This is a genomic window from Fibrella aquatilis, from assembly GCF_017353255.1.
GTDB lineage: Bacteria > Bacteroidota > Bacteroidia > Cytophagales > Spirosomataceae > Fibrella > Fibrella aquatilis.
Genome location: NZ_JAFMYU010000056.1, coordinates 1 through 996 on the forward strand (window position 1 = coordinate 1; position 996 = coordinate 996).

Sequence of the window (996 nt, forward strand, 5' to 3'; positions counted from 1 at the left end):
TCATCAGCCGTTCCAGAACGGCACGGTGCTCCCCTAACTGGCTTAGAAAACCCAGCACCCCAGATCGAAAGGCTCCCAGCGTAGGATACCACGTGGAGTCAATCACCTTCTGCCGCATGAACTTCCACAACCGCTCGATGAGGTTGAGATTGGGCGAGTAAGTCGGCAAATGATGCAAGACGATAGGCTTGTCCAACAACCACGCGCGGACCTCTTTACTGACGTAGTAGCGTGCTGAATCACAGTACACATGGATCACACGAGCAGCCGAGCGATGGGCCAGCAACTTCGCCAGCAACTCAATGGTGGAAGCCGAGTTGATGGTCTTGCCCTCCCAACTCACCACGTCGCAAGGGTCTTGCGCATTGAGTACGGCATTGATGTTCAACCGGTAGCGGCAGCAGTTGCAGTCTACCGCCCGCACCACGCCTCGCTCGATCCAGCCGTAGGCGGGCCGGGTGTTGTGCTGGGGATGCACCGCATCAGCAAAGTAAACCACCTCATCCGCAGGCAGTTGAGCCATGTGTTGTTCCAGCTCAGCCACAAACCGGGTCTGTTGGCTGGGATCGGCTTTGGAAGAGACCAGCGTGGTTTTTTTGTAGCTGAAGCCCAGTCGGTTCAGCAACTTGACCACCGCTTGCGGGTGAAAGCGGATGCCCCACTGCTGGTGGATCCAATTGGCCACCATCGCTGCCGAGGTGAAGAAGCCCCGTCTTAGCTCGGCTTGCAACTGAGCTAGCTGCGAGGAGTCGAGTTGGCCCCACCAACCTCGGTAGGCCTCGCCCAGATAGTTCACCGAACCCAAGGCGCGAAAACTTTGGGCGTAGCGATAGACGGTGGTGTGGTCGATACCTAGCATCTGCTCAATCTGGTCAGGCTCGAAGCCCTGATCCAGTAGCAGGATGGTGGTAATCTTGACATAGTCCCGCTTGGCGGCTTCGGTTCGCTGAAGCTGCCGCAGGTGTTGGCGGGTCGTATCGTCAAGTTGAACCAACA

General features: G+C 57.3%; 1 protein-coding gene. It reads right to left on the reverse strand.

All coding sequences use genetic code 11. The features are described 5' to 3' along the window. Positions 1-996: IS630 family transposase (locus tag J2I48_RS28110; protein ID WP_207338864.1), on the reverse strand; the 996-nt coding region annotated here is incomplete at both ends.